Origin of the sequence: Mycolicibacter acidiphilus (genome assembly GCF_018455725.1) — a bacterium.
GTDB lineage: Bacteria > Actinomycetota > Actinomycetes > Mycobacteriales > Mycobacteriaceae > Mycobacterium > Mycobacterium acidiphilum.
The window spans coordinates 1-18165 of sequence record NZ_JAHCLR010000069.1; the positions used below are offsets into that span (position 1 = coordinate 1).

Consider the following 18165-nt stretch of genomic DNA (forward strand, 5'->3'; position numbering starts at 1 on the left):
CAACCCCACCGACCAAACCAATTCCGCAACAGCCCGCGACCTGGGGGAATGCTGGTGAGTTGTGCACGCTCGTGGGTGGGGGTGGGTGCGCCCTCACCCTGACCGTGCAGAACTCACCGCCCCGACCTGGGGGAATGCCGGTGAGTTGTGCACGGTCGCCGGGAGGCTAGGGCCCGATCCGGATCTTGCCGGGCGACCACCAGCCGGAGCGCACCGCGCTGCCCAACTCCAACTCGGCGGGATCAGCCGGGCTGATCACGTCGAACTGCCGCAGCGAACCCCAGTCGCGGCCCCAGTCGTAGTTCAGGTACGTGGCCATCACGTGCGCCCGCAGCAGCATGTCGGTGATGCCGAGCAGGCCGCCGTTCACGCCGTCCTGCCAGGTGTCGGTGTCCTGCTTCTTGGCGTTGTAGTCCGGGGTGATCCGGTACTTCGGCACCTCGGTGACGCCGTTGGCGTGCAGCATCGGATGCTGGCACGGGAACGCCAGCCCGACCGCCCAGTCCAGCAGCACCGGTTGTTCGGAGCCGATGTACTCCTGGATGGTCTTCACCTCCGGCAGCCGCGGCGGCGTGAATGCGATCCATTCCCGCGGGTTCAGCGACTTGTCCACGGCCACAATGCGAACCGCGATCGCGTCGGCCGGGATCGCCGAGCGCGGGTAGCGCAGGTTGCGCCACATCCGCGGCCACTCGCCGAACAGGTCGTAGGGGGTGACCCGCCCGCCGGCGACCGGCACACCGTCCGGGCCGGGCAGCCCGTACTCCAGCGCCACCGTCTGCCCGGTGGTGTAGCCCTTGAGCACGCTGTTGCCGGCGATGGTGCCGGCCGCGGTGACGGCCACCAGCGGGTGCGCGTCGTCGCGGGCGGGCAGCGTGTACCACGCCGATGTCAGCCGGCTCTCCTGCTGACCGTCGGTGGAGTAGCTACCGGCCAACGGGATCCGGGCCGGGTCCAGCCCGTAGGGCAGCGGGACGGTGGAGCCGTTGACACCGGGTGCTTTCAGCTTCTTCGGGGCGTCCCAGTCGTAGTCGGTGCCGGGCTGGGTGATGCTCATCCGCAGCGCCTCGGCCACCACCTTCTCCGGCACACCGGAGGCGGTGAACCCGACCGGGTCGACGCCGCCCAGCGGACCCAGCGGGCCGTAATCACCGGCCAGCGGGGTCAGCGCGCCGTCGTTGGGGTCCGGTTCCACCAGCACGTTGTCGGCCTGACCGCAGCCGCCGACGAACGCCCGCACGTTCGCCAATCCGTTGGAATAGCTGGGGTATTCGCGGACGATTCCGATCACCATCGAACCGACGAACACCACCACCATGAACCCGGCGGCCACCGGCACCGGTGCGAACGTCACCGCCCGGGCGAGGCGGCCCTCACCGCGGTCCCGCGGCGCGAAGTGCAGCCACAGCGCCCACAGTGCGGTGATCGCGAACAGCACGAAGAAGATCGTGCTGACCGTCATCGGGCCGATCTTCGGCATGGCGGCGTTGAACGGCACCCCGTAACTGGAGACGTACCACCAACCGTTGGTGGAGGCGAAGCACAGCGCCAGCACGAACAGCACCGCGGCGGCGAACGCCATCCGATTGCGCGACCAGCGCACCACCGCTCGCGACACCAGCACCGTCGTCAGCGCCGCCATCGCCCCGGCCACCGCGGCGAACAGGCCCATGTGGTGCACCCACTTGGTCGGCGCGAACATCAGCGAGAACATCGTCGCCAGGATGACGCCGATCAGCCGCCACACCGGCCCGCTGGCCACACCGGCGATCCGCTTGCGGCGCAACATGATGAACATCGCGGTGAACAGGCACAGCGCGCAGATCAGGAACCCGAACCGCCGGGACAGCGACCCGTCGACGGTCGGCAGGATCAGGTAGTAGTAGCGCAGGTTCTCGGTGTACCAGGCCTGGCTGGGGCCGATCGCCGTGCGAATCCTGGTGGCCTCCAGCACCGCCCGCAGCGTCTGGTCGGCGAAGACCACGGTCAGGATCACCACGCCGGCCGCCAGCAGCGGCGCCACCAGCGGCCAGGTGCCGTGAATCCGGTGCCGGCGGGCCAGGATTCGCAGCAGCGGACGGCCACCGGCCAGCAGCGCCGCCACCGCGATCAGACCGGTCGGCTGGATGCCGAGCGTGAACGCCGCGCAGATGATCGCCAGCGCCGCCGGGGTCAGCCGGCCGGAGATGATCGCCCGCTCCACCAGCACCCAGGTGACCAGTGCGCCGACGGCGATGATCCCCTCCGGGCGCAGGCCGTTGTTGAACGGCATCCACGCCGCCAGCAGCACCAGGCCGGCCGCCCACAGGGCGGGGCGGCTCGCGGCCACCGCCGGCCCGAACCGCGGCAGCACCTCACGGGAGAGCAGCAGCCAGCAGACCAGTCCCGCAACGAGATCGGGCAGCCGGATCCAGATGCTGGCGTCGGAGACGTGCGTCATCAGCGCCAGCAGGTTGTAGTACCAGCCGAACGGGTCCTCCGGGCTGCCGAACCAGCGGAAGTAGTTGCTCATGTAGCCGGCGTGGTCGGCCACCCGGGCCATGCCGAGGATGTAGCCGTCGTCGGAGGAGTTCGCGCCGATCACGTACCAGACGACGAAGCCCAGCACCACGGCCACGTCGGCCCATGACCAGAACCGCCAGCGGGCCGGGATCAGCTTCTGCATCCGTCGGCCGTCGAGCCGGTCCAGCCGCCACAGCGCGATCACGGCGACCACGGTCGCCAGGATCGCCCCGAGGATCGCGGCCAGCTTCAACCCGGTCGGCTTGGTGGAGAACCGGGTGTCGATGGTGGCGTTCAACGAAAGGCCTTGCGGCGCCGCGCCGGTCAGGTCGGTGAAGACGCCGACGATCTGCGGCCGCAGGTTCGGGTCACCCCAGCCGTAACGCTGCGTGACGCCGCCGATGGTGGCGAACGTGCCGGCGTGCGACGAGGTGACGGTGATGTCGGTGCACTGGTCGGACTCGACCTTGGACCGCGGTGCGGTGGCCAGCACCACGTTGCGGTCGGTGACGTCGACGCGCTTCTCGGTGACGGTGATGAACAGCCCGTTGAGTGCGGCGTCCTTACCCTTCGCCGGCGCGGTGGCCAGCAGGGTGCCGCCCGCGGCGGGCAGTTCGCGCACCAGCGCGCACGGCGCGGTGACCTCCAGGGAGATCGGCGTCTGCGAGATCAGCGGCGCGGTAACGCTGTTCACCTGGCCGTGCTGTGGCCAACTCAGCGTCGCGGTGGTCTGCACCACCGGCAGCAGCGGGGTGGCGATCGCCAGCAGGAAGCCGATCAGGCCGGCGACGGCGGCGACCCAGCGGGTCATCCGAATGCTCATGGCAGTGCTCGAATCGGTCCGGGCCGGCTCCAGCCGGTGACGGTCAGGGTGCCTTGCTCGACGGCCGCGGCCGGAGCCTTGGCGGCGGGGATCAGCCGGTGATACTGCTCGACGGCCCCCCAGTCCCGGTACCAGTCGTCACGCAGGTAGGTCGGGACCGTCGTCGTCCAGAGCATGGCCTGGGTGATCATGAACGGCCCGCCGTCCTCGGCGGACTGCCAGAGGTTCGACGACGCGGCGGTCTGCTTGTGGTCCGGCATGATCCGGTACTCCGGCAGTTCGGCGATGCCGAGATGCTCGGTGAACGGTTGCTGGCAGGGGAAATTCGCGGCGACGGCGATGTCGAGCAGCACCGGCGTCGCCGACCCCATCAGCTGCTGGATGGTCTTGACGAGCGGCACCCGGGGCGGGGTGAACGCGATCCACTGCTCGGTGGACAGGTTCGGGTCGTTGGCGACGATCCGCACCGCGTCGGTGCCCGGCGGCGCCCACTTCAGCGGGAACCGCAGGTTGCGCCAGGAGTTCTGCGGCCCGATGTCGATCGGCTCGACCTCACCGGCGCCCTTCACCGTGCCGTCGGCCTCGGTGTGGCCCCACTCCAGTTTCAGCGGCTGACCGTAGTCGAGCTTGCCGTCCTCGCCGTGCGACCAGATGGCGCCGGCGGCGGTCACCACGACGATGGGGGCGCGCTCGGCACGGCGGTCTGGCTCCGGCAGCCGGTACCAGACGGAGGTGGCGTGCGCGGCGACCTGCTCCTTGTAGGAGCCCAGCACCGGTGTGTTCGCGGGGTCCAGCCCGAACGGCAGTGCCACCCGGGAGCCGTTGACGCCGGCGGGGGCGTCGTCGGGCAGTTTGCCGCCGGCGGTGCCCGCGGCGTCGGACTGGTTGGCGGACGGCTTGTTCGGGGAGGCGTCGGCGTTGACGACGCCGGGCTTGGCGATCACCGCCAGCGAGGACAGGTCGTCGTCGACGGCATTCGGCGTGAAGCCGTACGGGTCGGCGCCGCCCAGTGGGCCGAGCTCGCCATAGGTCTGGCCCGGGATCGGTTGCAGCAGACCGGCATTGGTGTCCGGCTCGATCAACACATCGTCGGCCATCGCGCACGACGTCGGGGACAGCAGTGCGTCGACATTGGCCTTGGCGGTGGTGTACGCCGGGTAGCGGCCGGCTGCGGCCTTGGCCATCGAGCCGACCATCAGCAGCACCATCAGCGTGGCCAGCACCAACAGCGGTGTGGACGCCAGGATCCGGTTGCGCCGGGTCGCCGCCACCTGGGTGTGTCCGGCGTAGTCCAGCCGGAAGTGCTGCCAACCGGCCAGCAGTCCCGTTGCGATGGACAGCGCCAGGAACATCGACGTGACCGGTTTGCTGGCGATCACCGGCGGGATGTCGAACCACGGCACCCCGTAGCCGCCGACGTAGAACCAGCCGTTCACGCCGGAGGTGGCCCAGGCGACCAGGAACAGCAGCGCGGTCACGTACAGCGTCAGGTTCCGCCGGCTGTGCAGGCCGACGCGGGCGAACGTGAACGCGGTGACCGCGCCCAGTGCTCCGGCCAGGCCGGCGAACCCGCCGAACTGCGCCACCCACTTCGTCGGCGTGAACGTCAGCAGCAGCAACCCGACCGCCGTCGACCCGATCAGCCGCCAGGCCGGCCCGCTGGCCACCCCGGCGATCCGCCCGCGGCGCAGCAGCACCACCAGCATCGCGAACATGCAGAACAGCATCACCAGCACCGCGAACCGGCGGGTCATCGACGCGTCGACGTTGTCCTCGACGGTCAGGAAGTAGTACCGCAGGAACTCCTGGTACCAGGCGATGGTGGGGCCGACGACGTATTTGATCCGGGCGGACTCGGCGACCGCGGCCAGGGTCTGCGACCGGCAGGCCACCACGGCGAGCGCCGAGGCCGCTGCGCCCAGGGTGAGCAGGGGCGCGGCCAGCCCGTCGGTGCCGCGACGGCGCCGGATCACCCCTTCGATGGCCCGGGCGCCGGTGAGCAGCGGGGCCAGCGCGATCAGCCCGTGCGGCGCCAGCGTCACGGTGAACACCGCGACGACGATCGCGACGGCGGCCGGGGCCAGCCGGCGGGTGGCGATGGTGCGCTCCACCAGCATCCAGACGGCCATCGTGCCCAGCGCGATCAGCGGCTCCGGCCGCAGGCCGTTGTTGAACGGCAGCCAGGCGGCCAGGAACATCATCGCGGCGGTCAGCACGGCCACCCGGTCACCGGGCAGCCGGCCCAGCCGGGGCAGGCCGCGGCGGCTGATGATCAGCCAGCAGGCCATCCCGGCCAGCGTGGCGGGCAGCCGCATCCACACGCCGGCGGTGCTGACCTCGGCGAGGCGGCCGAGCAGGCTCGGGTACCAGTCGAACGGCGCCTCGGTGGTGCCGAAGAACCGGTAGTAGTTGGGGACGTACCCGGCGTGCGCGACGTTGCGGGCCATCGTGAGGTTGTAGCCGTCGTCGCTGGAGATCGCGCCGATCACGTGCCACAGCGCCAGGGTGCCCAGGACGCCGGCGTCGGCCAGCCACGTCACCGGGTTGCTGCGACGACGGATGCGCGGGCTGCGGTGACCGGTGTGCCGGTCCAGTACCGCCAGCGCCAGGATGGCCGCGGCCACCGCGAGCACGCCCAGCGCCATCACGCCCGCCTTCAGCACGGTCGGGCTGGTGATGAACCGGGTGTCGACGTCGATGCGGGCCTGCAGGCCGGGCTGCGGGGCGACTTTCAGGTCGGTGAAGATACCGCCGATCTGCGGCTTGTTCTCGGTGGGCAGGGTGCCGGTGGCGCCGGGGATGCCGACGAAGTCCGCGCCGACACCGCCGGCGTTCGCCCACAGTCGCAGTTCGCTGCACTCGCCGAGCTTGGCCCGCGGTGCGGCGGCGGCGACGTTGTCGCGGTAGGCGGCGGTGACGGTGGTCTTGTTGGCCAGCACGAACAGGCCGTGCGCGGTGGCGTCCACCCCGCCGGCCGGCACCGTGGACAGCACCAGGCCGCCGTTGGCCGGCAGCGTGGCGATCGCGGCGCAGGGGATCGTGATGTCCAGGCTGCGCGGGGCGCCGGAGACCAGCGGTGCGGTGATGTCACCGACGTGGCCGTCGGTGGTGCCTTGCGGCCACAGGATCGTCGCGGTGGTCTGCTTCACCGGCAGCAGCGGGGTCAGGCCGCAGAGCAGGATTCCGGCGAGGCCCGCGAGGACCGCGATCAGCCTGGCGAACCGGGGAGGTGACGGCTTCGTGCGCTGGTCATCAGGGGAGGACACGAGCTTTGATGCTAGGCGACGGCGTGCCCGGGTTCGGGACCCGCTGGCGGCCCGGTCGCATCTGTCTCAGTGGTCACCGGTCTGGGGGATGTGCCGTGGTGCCCGCCTCTGCGCGACAACGGGTGTTAGGTCAGGGGCCGGGTGAGGCGGGGCCGGGCCGGGCGAGGCGGGGCGGCCGGGTGAGGCGGGGCCGGGCAGGGCGGGGCCGGGCGAGGCGGGGAGGGGCCGGGCCGGGGTCAGTCCAGGCCGAACTCACCGTCGAGGTCGGAACCGAAGCCGCGGTCGGAGTCTCGGGCGAATTCCCCGGGCGGTGGCCGTCGGCCGGGGACGGCGAGGGCATCGGCGATGTCGCGGCGGGGTGGGCCGGGCGCGCGGGAGCCGACCTCGGTGCGCAGCGCCCACACCCGCGTATGGATGCGGTGCTCGGTGCCACGCGGCATCCACCCCGGGCCGTACCAACCGCGCCGGAGCCGTCGTACCCGGTCGTATCCGCACTCCCAGCGCAGCGCGTCCGAGATGACCTTGGAGGCCCGCCCGCGGGTGGCGAACCCCTGCGCGGTGACCCCGCGCGCCAGTTCGGCGACGGTGGCGGGCCCGTAGTCGAACAGGAACAGCGTGAGGACGTAGCGCAGTTCGATACTGCTCAGCAAGCGAAGTTCGGTCGTCATGGCGTGACCATGCCACCGGGGTCCGACGAGTCGCGCACTGTCGCGCAGAGGCGGGCACAACCGCACATCCCCCAGACCGGTGACGGCCGGGGCGGGTGGGGCGACTGCGACAAGAGCGGGGAACGACGGCATTACTGGTCAATTATCTGACTAGTGCGGACTACAATCGCGCACATGACTGTCGCTGCCACCTCCGTACCGCTGTCGGAAGCCAAGGCCCGGCTCTCCGAACTGGCCAGGCGGGTTCGTCAGCAGCACGAGCGCATCACCCTGACCCGTAACGGCGAGGCCGAGGCGGTGCTGCTCGCGGTCGACGACCTGGAGGGCATGGAGATGACGCTGGAGATTCTCGGCGACACCGATGCCGTCGCCCGCCTGTCGGAGAGCCTGGCCTCGCTAGAAGTCGGCGACCCGGGTGTCGATCTGGATACCGTTCGGCAGGACCTGGCCCGCCGCCGCGTCACCGGCAGATGACCGAACCGCCACGGCGGTACGAGATCCGCTTCCAGCCGGCCGCCCGCCGGGCGATCACCGAACGGCTACCCGAAGCAGTAGCGGCCGCGGTGCTGGAGTTCTGCGACAACGCGCTGGCCGTCAACCCGCACCGGGTCGGCAAACCGCTGTTCGGGCCGCTCGCCGGTTGTCACGGCGCGCGTCGCGGCACCTACCGGATCGTCTACCGCATCGACGAGGGCGGGCTCACGGTCCAGGTCCTCGACATCGAGCATCGGCCGCAGGTCTACCACCGGTCCTAGGTGCATTGGCTCGCCCGCCATCCCGCGTGCAGAGTTCACCACCCCGACCTGGGGAAATGCTTGGGGGTACCGCCCGCTTGCGGGGGAGGAACTGTGCACGGTCGCGCAAAAAGGGGTTCAGTGGCGGAGCGGCGCCGGGCTCCACAACCCGGACCGCACGGCGACACCCAGATCCAGCTCCGCAACCCCGGCATCCGGGTAATACGGCGTCAGCCGCTGCAGGGCACCCCAGTCGCGGAACCAGTCGTCCTTGAGGTAGCTCGGCACCGTCGTCGCATGCACCAGCAGCTCGGTGATGCCCAGCGGACCACCGCCGTTGTTGTCCATCACCGGCGAGTTCGCCTCGGCGCCGAACCGGTCCGGCAGGATCCGCCACTTCGGCACCTCGGTCACCCCGTTCTGGTGCCCGAACGGCCGCTGGCAGGGGAACGCCAGACCCACCAGCCAGTCCAGCAGCACCGGGTCAGCCGAGCCGACCAGTTGCTGCAGCGTCTGCAGCTTCGGGATCCGCGGCGGGGTGACGGCGATCCAGTGCTGCGGCGCCAGGTCGTCGTCGCGGGCGACGACGCGGATCACGGTGGCAGTCGAGGGGATCGCCGCGAGCGGCGCCCGCAGGTTCCGCCACGCCGGCGTCGGCCCGACATCACCCAGGTCGACACTGCCGCCGGCCTTCCCGGCGGCCATGTCAGCGTCGGTTGCCCACTGCACCGTCACCTCGCCGTGCTCGAACCGCCCGGCGGCCGACACCACCAGCAGCGGCCCGGCCGCGGCGCGCTCGTCGGCGACCGGCAGCCGGTACCAGGCCGAGCGCAGCAGCGCCGGCACCTGCACCCCCGGCCGCCAGCTGCCGAGCACCGGGATGTGCGTCGGGTCCAGCTGGTAGGGCAGCCGGGCGTGCGAGCCGTTGATGCCCTCTGCCGAGCTGACGCCGCCCTGGGTGCCCGGGTCGGTGCCGGCGGCGATGTCGTCGTCGGCAAGCCGGCCCAGACCGGGCGGGCCGATCATCTGGTCGGCGGAGACGTCGACGGGAATCCCGTCCGGCAGGAAGCCGGTGTCGACCGCCGCGCCCAGCGCGTCCGCGGCCGTCTCATCGGGCGCCAGGATCGGCTCCAGGAAACCGGTGTTGGGATCCGGTTCGACCAGCACGTCCTCGGCCAGCCCGCAGACCTTGCCGCCCAGCGCGTCCAGGTTGGACCGGCCGACCGTCCACGCCGGGTACTGGCCGAGCATCGCCGCCGTCAGCGACGCCACCTCGAAGAAGATCAGCAGCCAGGCCGCCACCGCCAACTGCGCGCCGGTCAGCCGGGCAAGCCGCGATGCGGGCTCCCGAACATCGACGAAGTGGAACCACGCGGCCGTCAGCAGCGCCAGCACCGTCAACCCCACCAGCACGGTGGCGAACGCCAGATGCCACTTGGGGAACGCGTTGGCCCACGGCACCCCGAAGTTCGAGACGTACCACCAGCCGTTGACGCTGGCGAACGACAGCGCGGTGATGAACAGCACCAGCGCGGTGAACAGCATCCGGTTGCGCCGGGACCGCATCGCCGTCGCACCCACCGCGACGGCCGCCAGTGCACCCAGCGAACCGGCCAGCCCGGCGAACACGCCGAAGTGGTGCGTCCACTTGGTGGGGGTGAACATCATCGCGATGAACGAGATGATCGTGATCCCGACGATCCGCCGGCTCGGCCCGGCCGCGGTGCCGGGGATCCGGCCCTTGCGCAGCGTCATCGCCACGCTGACCGCCAGCGCCACCAGCAGCGCCAGCACCGGGAACCGGCGGGCCACCGAACCGTCCGGGGTGGCCAGGAACAGCCGCTCGTAGCGGACGTGCTCCTCGAACCAGGCCAGGCTCGGCCCGACGGCGGATTTCAGGGTGCTGGCCTCGACCTCACCGGCCAGGGTCTGATCGCGGAAGATGACGATGATCGCCAGGCTGCCCGCGGCGGCCAGCGGTGCCAGCAGCGGCAGCATCCCGAACCGCTTGGAGCGGCGGTGCAGGATCGTGATCAGCGGACCGATCGCCACCAGCAGCGCGCCGATCGAGGCGATGCCCGTCGGCCCGGAGAAGAGCGTCAGCGCACCGATGATCAGGGCGATCGCCAGCGGCAGCAGTCGGCTGGTCGCCACCGCGCGCTCCACCGAGCACCAGGTCGCCAGGATGCCCAGCGCGATGATCGGCTCCGGCCGCAGCCCGTTGTTCAGCGGCAGCCAGAACGCCAGGAATAAGCCGGCCGCGGTCCAGGCCGCCGCCCGGCTGCCCTTGACGGCGTGCCCCAGTCGCGGGATCACCTCGCGGCTGATCAGCCACCACGACGCCAGCGCCATCAGCAGCACCGGCAGCCGCATCCAGATGCTGGCGGTGGAGACGTGCGACCAGAGCGCCAGCAGGTCGTAGTACCAGCCGAACGGCGCCTCCGGGGTGCCGAACCAGCGGTAGAAGTTCGCCATGTAGCCGGCGTGCTCGCTCAGCCGCGCCATCGTGAGGATGTAGCCGTCGTCGGAGGTGTTGGCGCCGACGAAGTGCCACCAGCCGAGCACCGCGATCACCAGCGCGTCGAGCCCGGTCACCGACCACCACCGGGCCGGCAGGAAGCGGCGGTGCCGGGTGCCGTCGGCGGTGTCGAGGATGTGCAGGGCGATCAGCGCGAGCAGCGTCAGTGCGACGCCGCCGATCATCGCCGCCAGCTTCAGCGGTGTCGGCGCGCTGGAGAAGCGGGAGTCGACGGTGGCGGTGAAGTCCATGCCGGGCGGGGCGGCACCGGACAGGTCGGTGTAGACGCCGACGATCTGCGGGCGGAAGTCGTAGCCGGAACGCTCGCCGCGCAGCGGTTCGCCGGGATGCTCGGCGTTGCGGCCCTGCTTGAGGCCGACGAACTCGGCGGTGACCTTCTCGGCGTGGCCGGTGAACGTCAGCTTCTCGCAGTCGGGGGAGAGCACCTGCGCCAGCGGCGCCACCACGATCGGCACGTTGCGGTCGACGAGGACCAGGTCGTCGTTGATGCGCTGGATCAGCAGGCCGCGGTCGACGGCCTTGGGCGCCTGCTTGGGCACGGTGGACAGCAGTACCGAATTGGTCTTGGTGAGCCCGGCGGCGGCCTGGCACGGGATGCTGATGTCGAGGTCGGTGGCGACGTAGCCGATCAGCGGCGCCTGCACGCTGGTCAGTGCGCCGTTCTGCGGCCAGTTCAGCTCGGCGGTGGTCTGCTTGACCGGCAGCAGCGGGGTGGCGATCGCCAGCAGTGCGCCGAGCAGTCCGGCGACGACGGCGATGGTGCGGGCGATCCGATAGCCGTCGTGCGGGGAGGTCACGGACCTAGATGCTATCGGGGGAGTCCAACCGAGCCGACTCAGCTACGGACCGCCAGCACGAACGGCCCGATCTGCTCGACGTGGAACCCCGGTCCTTTGAAGAGCGCGGCGGGCAGGTCGACGGTGTAGCGGCGGACGTTCGGATGGTTGGGGTAGACGTCCTTGGCCAGCCGCAGCGTGTAGGCGCCATCGGCCCCCGCGCCGGCGCCGCGCATCAGGAAGACCGTCGGCGCCGGCCACGGCAGGGCGTCCAGCGCTTCGGTGAACTCGGCGGCGGTGTCCAGCTCCGACCAGGATTCGATGGCGGCGGCGCGCGCGCCGAACTGCGCCAGCGGGTTGGCGTAGTGGCTCGTCAGCCCCTGGAATCCCCAGTACGGGTAGTAGGACAGGAAGCTGTAGTCGGCGGTGAGCACCACCGTCTCGTTGCGAGGCTTGCCGGTGAGCCGGGTGATCGCCTGGTCGATGCCGGGGTAGTACCGTTCGGCGCCCGGGGGGCGGCGATCGCCGCGCACCCCGTGGCCGTCGGTGTCGGTGTAGGCGACGGTGATGTCGGGCCGCAGCGTCTCCGGGATGTGCTGGCTGAACGCCACGGCCCCGATCACGCCGAGCGCCGTCGCCGCCGGATTCACGATCTTCTGCCAGCCCTGCGCGGCGCGGCCCAGCGCCTGCGCCCCCTCGACGAAGCCGAACACCCCGGCGACGGCCAGCAGCACCGTCAGCGTCGGCTGCAGCCGGAAGCTGAGCAGCGTGGTGCGGGCCAGGGTGCTCACCATCGACAGCAGCGACCAGGCGTAGACGCCGATCACCCCGATCGCCAGGGCGCCGGCGCGGGTGGACTTGGTGGCGCGGGTTACCAGCCACAGCGTGCCGAGCAGGCACAGCGCGCCGAGCAGCGTGAACTGCAGCATCGGGAAGCTCAGTTCGGCGCCGTCGCCGGGCAGGTAGTGCCGGGCGCTGCCCTTCTCGCTGACCGGGCGGTGCAGCGTCGCCAGCAGGTACGGCAGCCAGGTGGTGGCCGCGATCGCCAGCGCGATGACACCGGCGACGGCCAGCCTGACCAGTGGGTCAATGGTGGCCTTCAGGCCGGCTCGGCGCCAGGCGCGCGACGCCGCGAGCAGCAGCGCCATCAGGACGACGGTGAACGCGGTGTAGCCCACCAGCAGGGTGTAGAAGGTGGCGGCGAAACCCAGGAAGACGCCGGTGCCGGCGACCGCGGCCCAGCCGCCCGTGCGCAGCCCGGCCCGCAGACCCGACCAGGCCAGTACCAGCACCGGCGGCGTCAGCACGGTGATCATCGCCGCGTACGGTTCCGGCGAACTGTAGGCCAGGGTCACCGCGGCGGAGGCGACGGTGACCGCCAGTGCGTACTCGAAGCGGATCAGCCGGTTCCACAGCACCAGCGCGACGGCGGCCGCCACGGCGATCGAGGTGATCGCCCACGGCTTGCAGATCTCCCAGGCCGGCATCCCGGTGAGCGCCGCGGCCCGCCCGCCCAGCCAGAACCAGCCCGGCGGGTAGAACGGCGGCAGGCCGAGGTAGGTCATGTCGGCCAGCGCCGGGCTGTCGGCGAACCGGGTCAGGTATTCGGTGCGGAACTGCTGGTCGACGGAGATCCCGAACAGGTACAGGGTGGTGGCGCCGAGTGGCATCGCCAGCGTCACCACGGAGAACGCCGACACGGCGAGCACCCCGGCCAGCCACGCGACCGCCCGTCGGCCCCGGCGCCACAGCCAGCCGGAGCCGAACAGGCCGGCAAGGCAGGCCACCTGCCCGACCGTGGTCAGTGCGTGCAGCTGGTTCGACGACGGGTACGCCGGCCACTGCACCCGGGCGATCGCGACCAGCGCGACGACGGCGACGGCGGTGGCGAGCAGGGCGGCCAGCAGGATTTGGGCCACCGTCCGGCCGGCGGCGGTCAGGGCGTTACGCATGGTTCCACCTGTCACGAGAAGCGAGGCATGTGGTGTTGTGCCCGCCTCTGCGCGACAACACGGCGATGACGCGGACTTGTCGCGCAGAGGCGGGCACACCCGCACATCCTCCGCCGTCGTTACGGCTGTGATGACTGTTACGGTCGCGGCGCCCGGTGCGCATGGCGTCAGATCGGCAGTCGGCGGAAGAGCGCCCGCGGCACGTGCCGCAGCACCATCATCACGTAGCGGAACGCCCCCGGCGCCCACACGATCTGCTTGCCCCGACCGGCCGCGGCGACCGCCAACTCGGCGACCTGCTCCTTGTCGACGGTGAGCGGCGCCTCCTTGACGTGCGCCGAGAACCGGGTCCGCACCATTCCGGGCCGGATGACCAGCACCTTCACCCCGTCCTCGCGCAGCGCCTCGGACAGGCCCAGGTAGAAGCCGTCCAGGCCGGCTTTGGTGGAGCCGTAGACGAAGTTGGAGCGGCGCACCCGCTCGCCGGCGACCGAGCTCATCGCGATGATCTGCCCGTAGCCCTGGGCGCCCATCTTCTCGGCCAGCAGCACGCCGACCGAGACGGCCGCGGTGTAGTTGATGCCGGCGACCTGCACGGCCTTGGCCTGGTTGTGCCAGAGCTCCTCGGGGTCGGCGTCCATCCCGAACGCGACGATCGCCACGTCGACGTCGCCGTCAGCGAACGCGGCGTCGATCGTCTTCGGGTGGGCCTCGGTGTCCAGGGCGTCGAAGTCGATGACGTCGACGGACTTCGCCCCGGCGGCCTGCATCTGCTTGGCGGCGTCGTCGCGGCCCGGGTCGTTGGGCAGGCAGGCCAGGATCACCCGGGCGGATGCGTTGCGCAGGTAGCGCGCGCAGATCGCCAGGCCGATCTCGCTGGTGCCGCCCAGGACCAGGATGGCCTGCGGGTTACCGGTTGCGTCGAACACCATTTACAGCAGCTCCAAACGTCGGGCCATGTCGGAGGCGAACACCCCGTCGGGGTCCACCTTGCGGCGCACCGCGATCCACTCGTCGATGCGCGGGTACATGGCGTGGAAGGTCTCGGCGGTGGTGCGCGAGTCCTTGGCGGTGTACAGCCGGCCGCCGAACTCCAGCACCCGGCGGTCCAGGTCGTTGAGGAATTCGTTCAGGCCGGCCTTGATCGGGAAGTCGACGCAGACGTTCCAGCCGGCCATCGGGAAGCTCAGCGGTGCGTCGTTGCCGGGCCCGAACAGTTTGAACACGTTGAGGAATGAGTAGTGCCCGCTGGCCTGGACGTCGCGGATGATGCCCTTGAACTCCTCGACAGCCTCCGTGGGCACCACGAACTGGTACTGCCCGAATCCGGCCGGCCCGTAGGCCCGGTTCCACTCCCCGAACATGTCCAGCGGGTGATAGAACTGCGTCAGGTTTTGCACCTTGCCGCGGTAGGTGCCGGATTTGCGGTACCACAGCTCGCCGATCGGCCCGAACGTGTACTTGTTGGCCAGCCCGTTGGGGAAGACGTCGGGCAGCGTCAACAGCTGCGGCGCATCGAATTTCAGCGGGTTGCGCTGCAGCTTCTTCGGCAGCTGATCCAGCGTGGCCAGCGAACCCCGGGAGATAGCCGCCCGGCCCAGCTTCGGCGGCGCGCTGATCGCGTCGAACCACGCCGAGGAGTAGGTGTAGTTGGCTTCGCTGCCGTCGCTGTGGAAGGCGATGGTCTCGTCCAGGTCAGCGGTGACGTCGCCGTCGGCGATGAAGTAGGCGGTCTCGGTGGGGGTCATCGCGATGGTGGCCCGCAGGATGATGCCGGTCAGCCCGTTGCCGCCGACGGTCGCCCAGAACAGCTCCGCGTTCTCGCCGTAGGGGGTGAGGTGGCGGATCTTGCCGTCGGCGGTGAGCAGGTCCATCGAGCGCACGTGATTACCGAAGCTGCCGGCGCTGTGGTGGTTCTTGCCGTGGATGTCGCAGGCGATCGCGCCACCGATGGTGACCTGACGGGTACCGGGCAGCACCGGCACCCACAGCCCGAACGGCAGGGCGGCCTTCATCAATTGGTCCAGGTTCACCCCGCCGTCGACGTCGACGGTGCCCTTGTCGGCGTTGATCGAGTGGATCCGGTCCAGCGCGGTCATGTCGACGACCAGGCCGCCGCCGTTCTGCGCGTTGTCGCCGTAGGACCGGCCCAGCCCGCGGGCGATCACGCCGCGGGTGCCCAGGCGTCCGCCGTCGTCGGCGACGCGGGCCACGGCGGCGGCGATCACCTCGGGGTCGGGGGTGCTGAGCACCTGCGCGACGCTCGGCGCGGTGCGGCCCCAGCCGGTCAGTCGCCGGGGCGTGGTGGTGGGTTCGGTGCTGGACATCGGGATAGAGGGTACCGCCCGCGCCGGATGTGACACCTGATGCGTGACTATTCGGTACCGCCCGGTTACGATCGCGCAATGCCTGAATCCTCTGCGTCCGAATCCGCCCCGACCGCCAAGGCCCCCAAGCCCAAGAGCGCGGGTTTTCCGGATTCTTCCACCGCTGCGTCGGGTGGCCTGCCGGTGCCGACGATCGCCGCGCTGGCGCTGGCCGTGATCGCGATCGTGCTCGCCATCTTCGGCTGGTTCCGGCCGTCGACCGACCACAAGTACAACGGTGCGCAGCAGGACGAGGCCAAGTCGGCGATCTGCGCGGCGCAGGGCGTCGTGCGGCAGGGCACCCAGATCAACACCAACCTGCAGAACCCGGTGCCGGGCGACCCGGCCGGTGAGCTGGCCGTCGGCGCCAACGCCCGGCTGTCGCTGGCCGCCGGCGGCACCTACCTGCACCAGCAGCTCGAGTCGCACCCGGCCGCCCCGGGCGACCTGGCCAAGGCGGTCGGCGCGATGGCCGACACCCTGCAGGTGCTGAGCATCAACTACATGGCCGGCCACGTGCCGACCGACGAGGTGCAGCAGCCGCTGCGCGACGAGCTCAAGAGCCAGATCGCCGAGCTGGACAACCTCTGCTCGCAGTAGACCGTCCGTAGAAGGGGGCGGTGGGCGATGTCAGCGATGACGGTGCCCACCGCCCCCTCTCTCGTTTATCCACTGCCGCCGCCGTAGCGACCGTCACGGGTCCCGGGGATGTGCCGTCGTGCCCGCCTCTGCGCGACAACAGGTGTTAGGTGACGGTGGCCGGTGATGTCCGGCCGCGAATTGTCGCGCAGAGGCGGGCACAACCGATGGTTCTCCCAGGCTGCTGGGTGAACCCGCGGCCGCGCTGCTGGGCGAATCCGCGGCTGCGCTGCCGTGCTATTCCGCGACTGGGCTACTGCGCTCCCGTCGGCGTCACCGTGACGCTGACCGTGCTCGCGCCGGCATCGGAGGCGATCACCAGGTGGTGGGCGTCGCCCGCCCCGGAGACGACGTGCCCGCCGGTGACGACGACGGTGTTGCCCTCGGTCGGAACCCAGATCGTGGTCTGCGATCCGGCCGCGAAAGTGCCGGAGCCGTCGGCCATCTCGGTGGAGTAGCTGAACGTCAGCGTGCCGTTGTCGCTCACCGACCAGCCGTTGGGGATGCCGGAGACCACCTGCGGGTAGGCCTGCGCCAGGGTGCCCAGCACCCCGGTGCTGACGCCGTCGGAGTCCGCGGTCGGCGGGCCGGAGTGGTTCTGCGCCAAGCCATAATCCCAGAACAGCCAGCCGAAGCCGTTCTTGTTCGCCTCGTTGAGGGTGTCGGTGATGCTGCCGATGTTGCCGGTGTTGCCGAACTCGGTGATCATCGCCGGGATGTGGTGCGCGTGCGAGTAATTCACCGCGTCGCCCTGGATGAGCTGCTCCCAGATCCCGCAGCCGAAGTCGGTGTCGCCGAGAATCGCTGTGCTGGAACAGTAGTCGTGGAACGAGTAGACGGAGTTGGCGTCGTCCACCGTGCCCAGGTGGGTCGGCACCGGCAGGTTGCCGGTGAGCGTGGTCGGTTCGAAGTACACCGTGGTGTTCGGGTCCACCGAGCGGATCGCCGCGTCGACCTGGTTGTAGAACGGCGTCAGCGTCTGGGCGTCGAAGCTCGGGTTGCCCAGCACCGTGCCCAGCCACGGCGTCCCGGGCCATGGCTCGTTCATGATCTCGTACCCGCCGACGTCCGGGTTGCCCTTGAAGTACGCCGCGACCGCCTGCCACATGTGCGCGTAGGCGTTCATCAGCTTGAGGTCACCGGAGGCGGAGGTGGTGTCGTTGGCCCAGAACGTGTCCCAGGCGTGGTTCTCACCCGGGCTGAGCGGGTAGTTCCACGGGAAACCGGCGTCCGGGGTCGGCAGCCCACCGGTGTCGGTCGCCCACGCCGGCGCACCGTCGCCGGCGCCGCTGCCGTCGACGTGGTCCCCGTAGAGGTCCTGGTGCATGTCGAGCAGGCTGACGATGTGGTACTTGGCCAGCAGCTGCACGGTCTGCTCGATCGAGGCCAGGTATGCGTAATCGATGACACCCGGCTGCGGTTCGACACCCTCCCACAGCAGGCCGACCCGCACCATCGTGACGCCGTCGGCCGCCAGCTGCTTCGCGTCGGCCTCGTCGAACCCGCCGCCCGCCGGGGTGTACGGATCGACCTTGTAGACCTCGTTGACGCCGTGCAGGATGACGACCTGCCCGTCGCTGTTGGTGATCCAGTTGTCGTCGACCGAGAGTTGGCCGCCGGGGGCGTCCGCCCAGGTCGGATTCGTGGTGATCGTGACGCCGCTGCCGTAGTGGCCGACGTCGCCGTGGGTGCCCAGCATCCCGGCCAGGCCGCCGGCGCCGCCCAGCGCCGGCAGCGGGTGCGGACCGGTCGGCGCCCCGCCGACTGCGCTGTCGCCGGCGTCGCCACCGTGCCCGCCGGCGCCGAACAGCGCGGTCGCGTTGCCGCCGTCGCCGCCGTCACCGCCGTCCGGCCCGTCGCCGCCGTGTCCACCGGCCCCGCCGTTGCCCAGCAGCAGCCC

Annotated in this window: 10 protein-coding genes and 1 pseudogene; 3 read left to right on the forward strand and 8 right to left on the reverse strand. The window is 70.7% G+C overall.

Features of this window, described 5'->3' with window-relative positions:
- Positions 1–166: 166 nt before the first annotated feature.
- From KIH27_RS20510 to KIH27_RS20520, 3 genes and pseudogenes are all read right to left on the reverse strand, one after another.
- A complete protein-coding gene (locus KIH27_RS20510) occupies positions 167–3325 on the reverse strand; it encodes an arabinosyltransferase domain-containing protein (protein WP_214094820.1) in 3159 nt (1052 codons plus the stop codon).
- Complete coding sequence (locus tag KIH27_RS20515) at positions 3322–6591, reverse strand: arabinosyltransferase domain-containing protein (protein ID WP_214094821.1); 3270 nt, start codon at positions 6589–6591, stop codon at positions 3322–3324. Before KIH27_RS20515 ends, KIH27_RS20510 begins: the two co-directional genes overlap by 4 nt.
- Before the next feature lie 371 nt (positions 6592–6962).
- A pseudogene (locus KIH27_RS20520) lies at positions 6963–7259 on the reverse strand (hypothetical protein); the annotation flags it as partial.
- Positions 7260–7433: 174 nt separating this feature from the next.
- On the opposite strand from KIH27_RS20520, the gene KIH27_RS20525 reads away from it, so the two are divergent.
- Both KIH27_RS20525 and KIH27_RS20530 read left to right on the forward strand, forming a co-directional pair.
- The gene (locus tag KIH27_RS20525) at positions 7434–7733 is read left to right on the forward strand and encodes a type II toxin-antitoxin system Phd/YefM family antitoxin (RefSeq protein ID WP_214094822.1); all 300 of its coding nucleotides are present in this window, start codon (positions 7434–7436) and stop codon (positions 7731–7733) included.
- The gene (locus tag KIH27_RS20530) at positions 7730–8014 is read left to right on the forward strand and encodes a type II toxin-antitoxin system RelE family toxin (RefSeq protein WP_214094823.1); all 285 of its coding nucleotides are present in this window, start codon (positions 7730–7732) and stop codon (positions 8012–8014) included. The genes KIH27_RS20525 and KIH27_RS20530 overlap by 4 nt, the downstream gene beginning before the upstream one ends.
- A 117-nt stretch (positions 8015–8131) precedes the next feature.
- Here the strand turns inward: KIH27_RS20530 and KIH27_RS20535 are convergent, their stop codons facing one another.
- The 4 genes from KIH27_RS20535 to dprE1 form a co-directional block, all read right to left on the reverse strand.
- Positions 8132–11371 carry an arabinosyltransferase domain-containing protein gene (locus tag KIH27_RS20535; protein ID WP_214094828.1) on the reverse strand — a complete coding sequence of 1080 codons (3240 nt, stop codon included), beginning with the start codon at positions 11369–11371 and terminating at the stop codon, positions 8132–8134.
- Positions 11368–13260, reverse strand: a complete 1893-nt coding sequence (locus tag KIH27_RS20540) for a galactan 5-O-arabinofuranosyltransferase (RefSeq protein ID WP_214094824.1) — start codon at positions 13258–13260, stop codon at positions 11368–11370. Before KIH27_RS20540 ends, KIH27_RS20535 begins: the two co-directional genes overlap by 4 nt.
- 167 nt (positions 13261–13427) lie before the next feature.
- Positions 13428–14192 carry a decaprenylphospho-beta-D-erythro-pentofuranosid-2-ulose 2-reductase gene (dprE2, locus tag KIH27_RS20545; RefSeq protein WP_214094825.1) on the reverse strand — a complete coding sequence of 255 codons (765 nt, stop codon included), beginning with the start codon at positions 14190–14192 and terminating at the stop codon, positions 13428–13430.
- Positions 14193–15587: a decaprenylphosphoryl-beta-D-ribose oxidase gene (dprE1, locus tag KIH27_RS20550; protein WP_214094826.1), complete on the reverse strand. Its 1395-nt coding sequence runs from the start codon at positions 15585–15587 to the stop codon at positions 14193–14195.
- 78 nt (positions 15588–15665) lie between these two features.
- Here dprE1 and KIH27_RS20555 point away from each other — a divergent pair, with 78 nt between their 5' ends.
- On the forward strand, positions 15666–16226 hold the full coding sequence (locus KIH27_RS20555; protein ID WP_250150476.1) for a hypothetical protein: 561 nt from the start codon (positions 15666–15668) through the stop codon (positions 16224–16226).
- A 292-nt stretch (positions 16227–16518) separates the two neighbouring features.
- Here the strand turns inward: KIH27_RS20555 and KIH27_RS20560 are convergent.
- Positions 16519–18165, reverse strand: a 1647-nt coding sequence (locus tag KIH27_RS20560; protein ID WP_214094827.1) for a glycoside hydrolase family 5 protein, incomplete at its 5' end; no start/stop codon positions are given.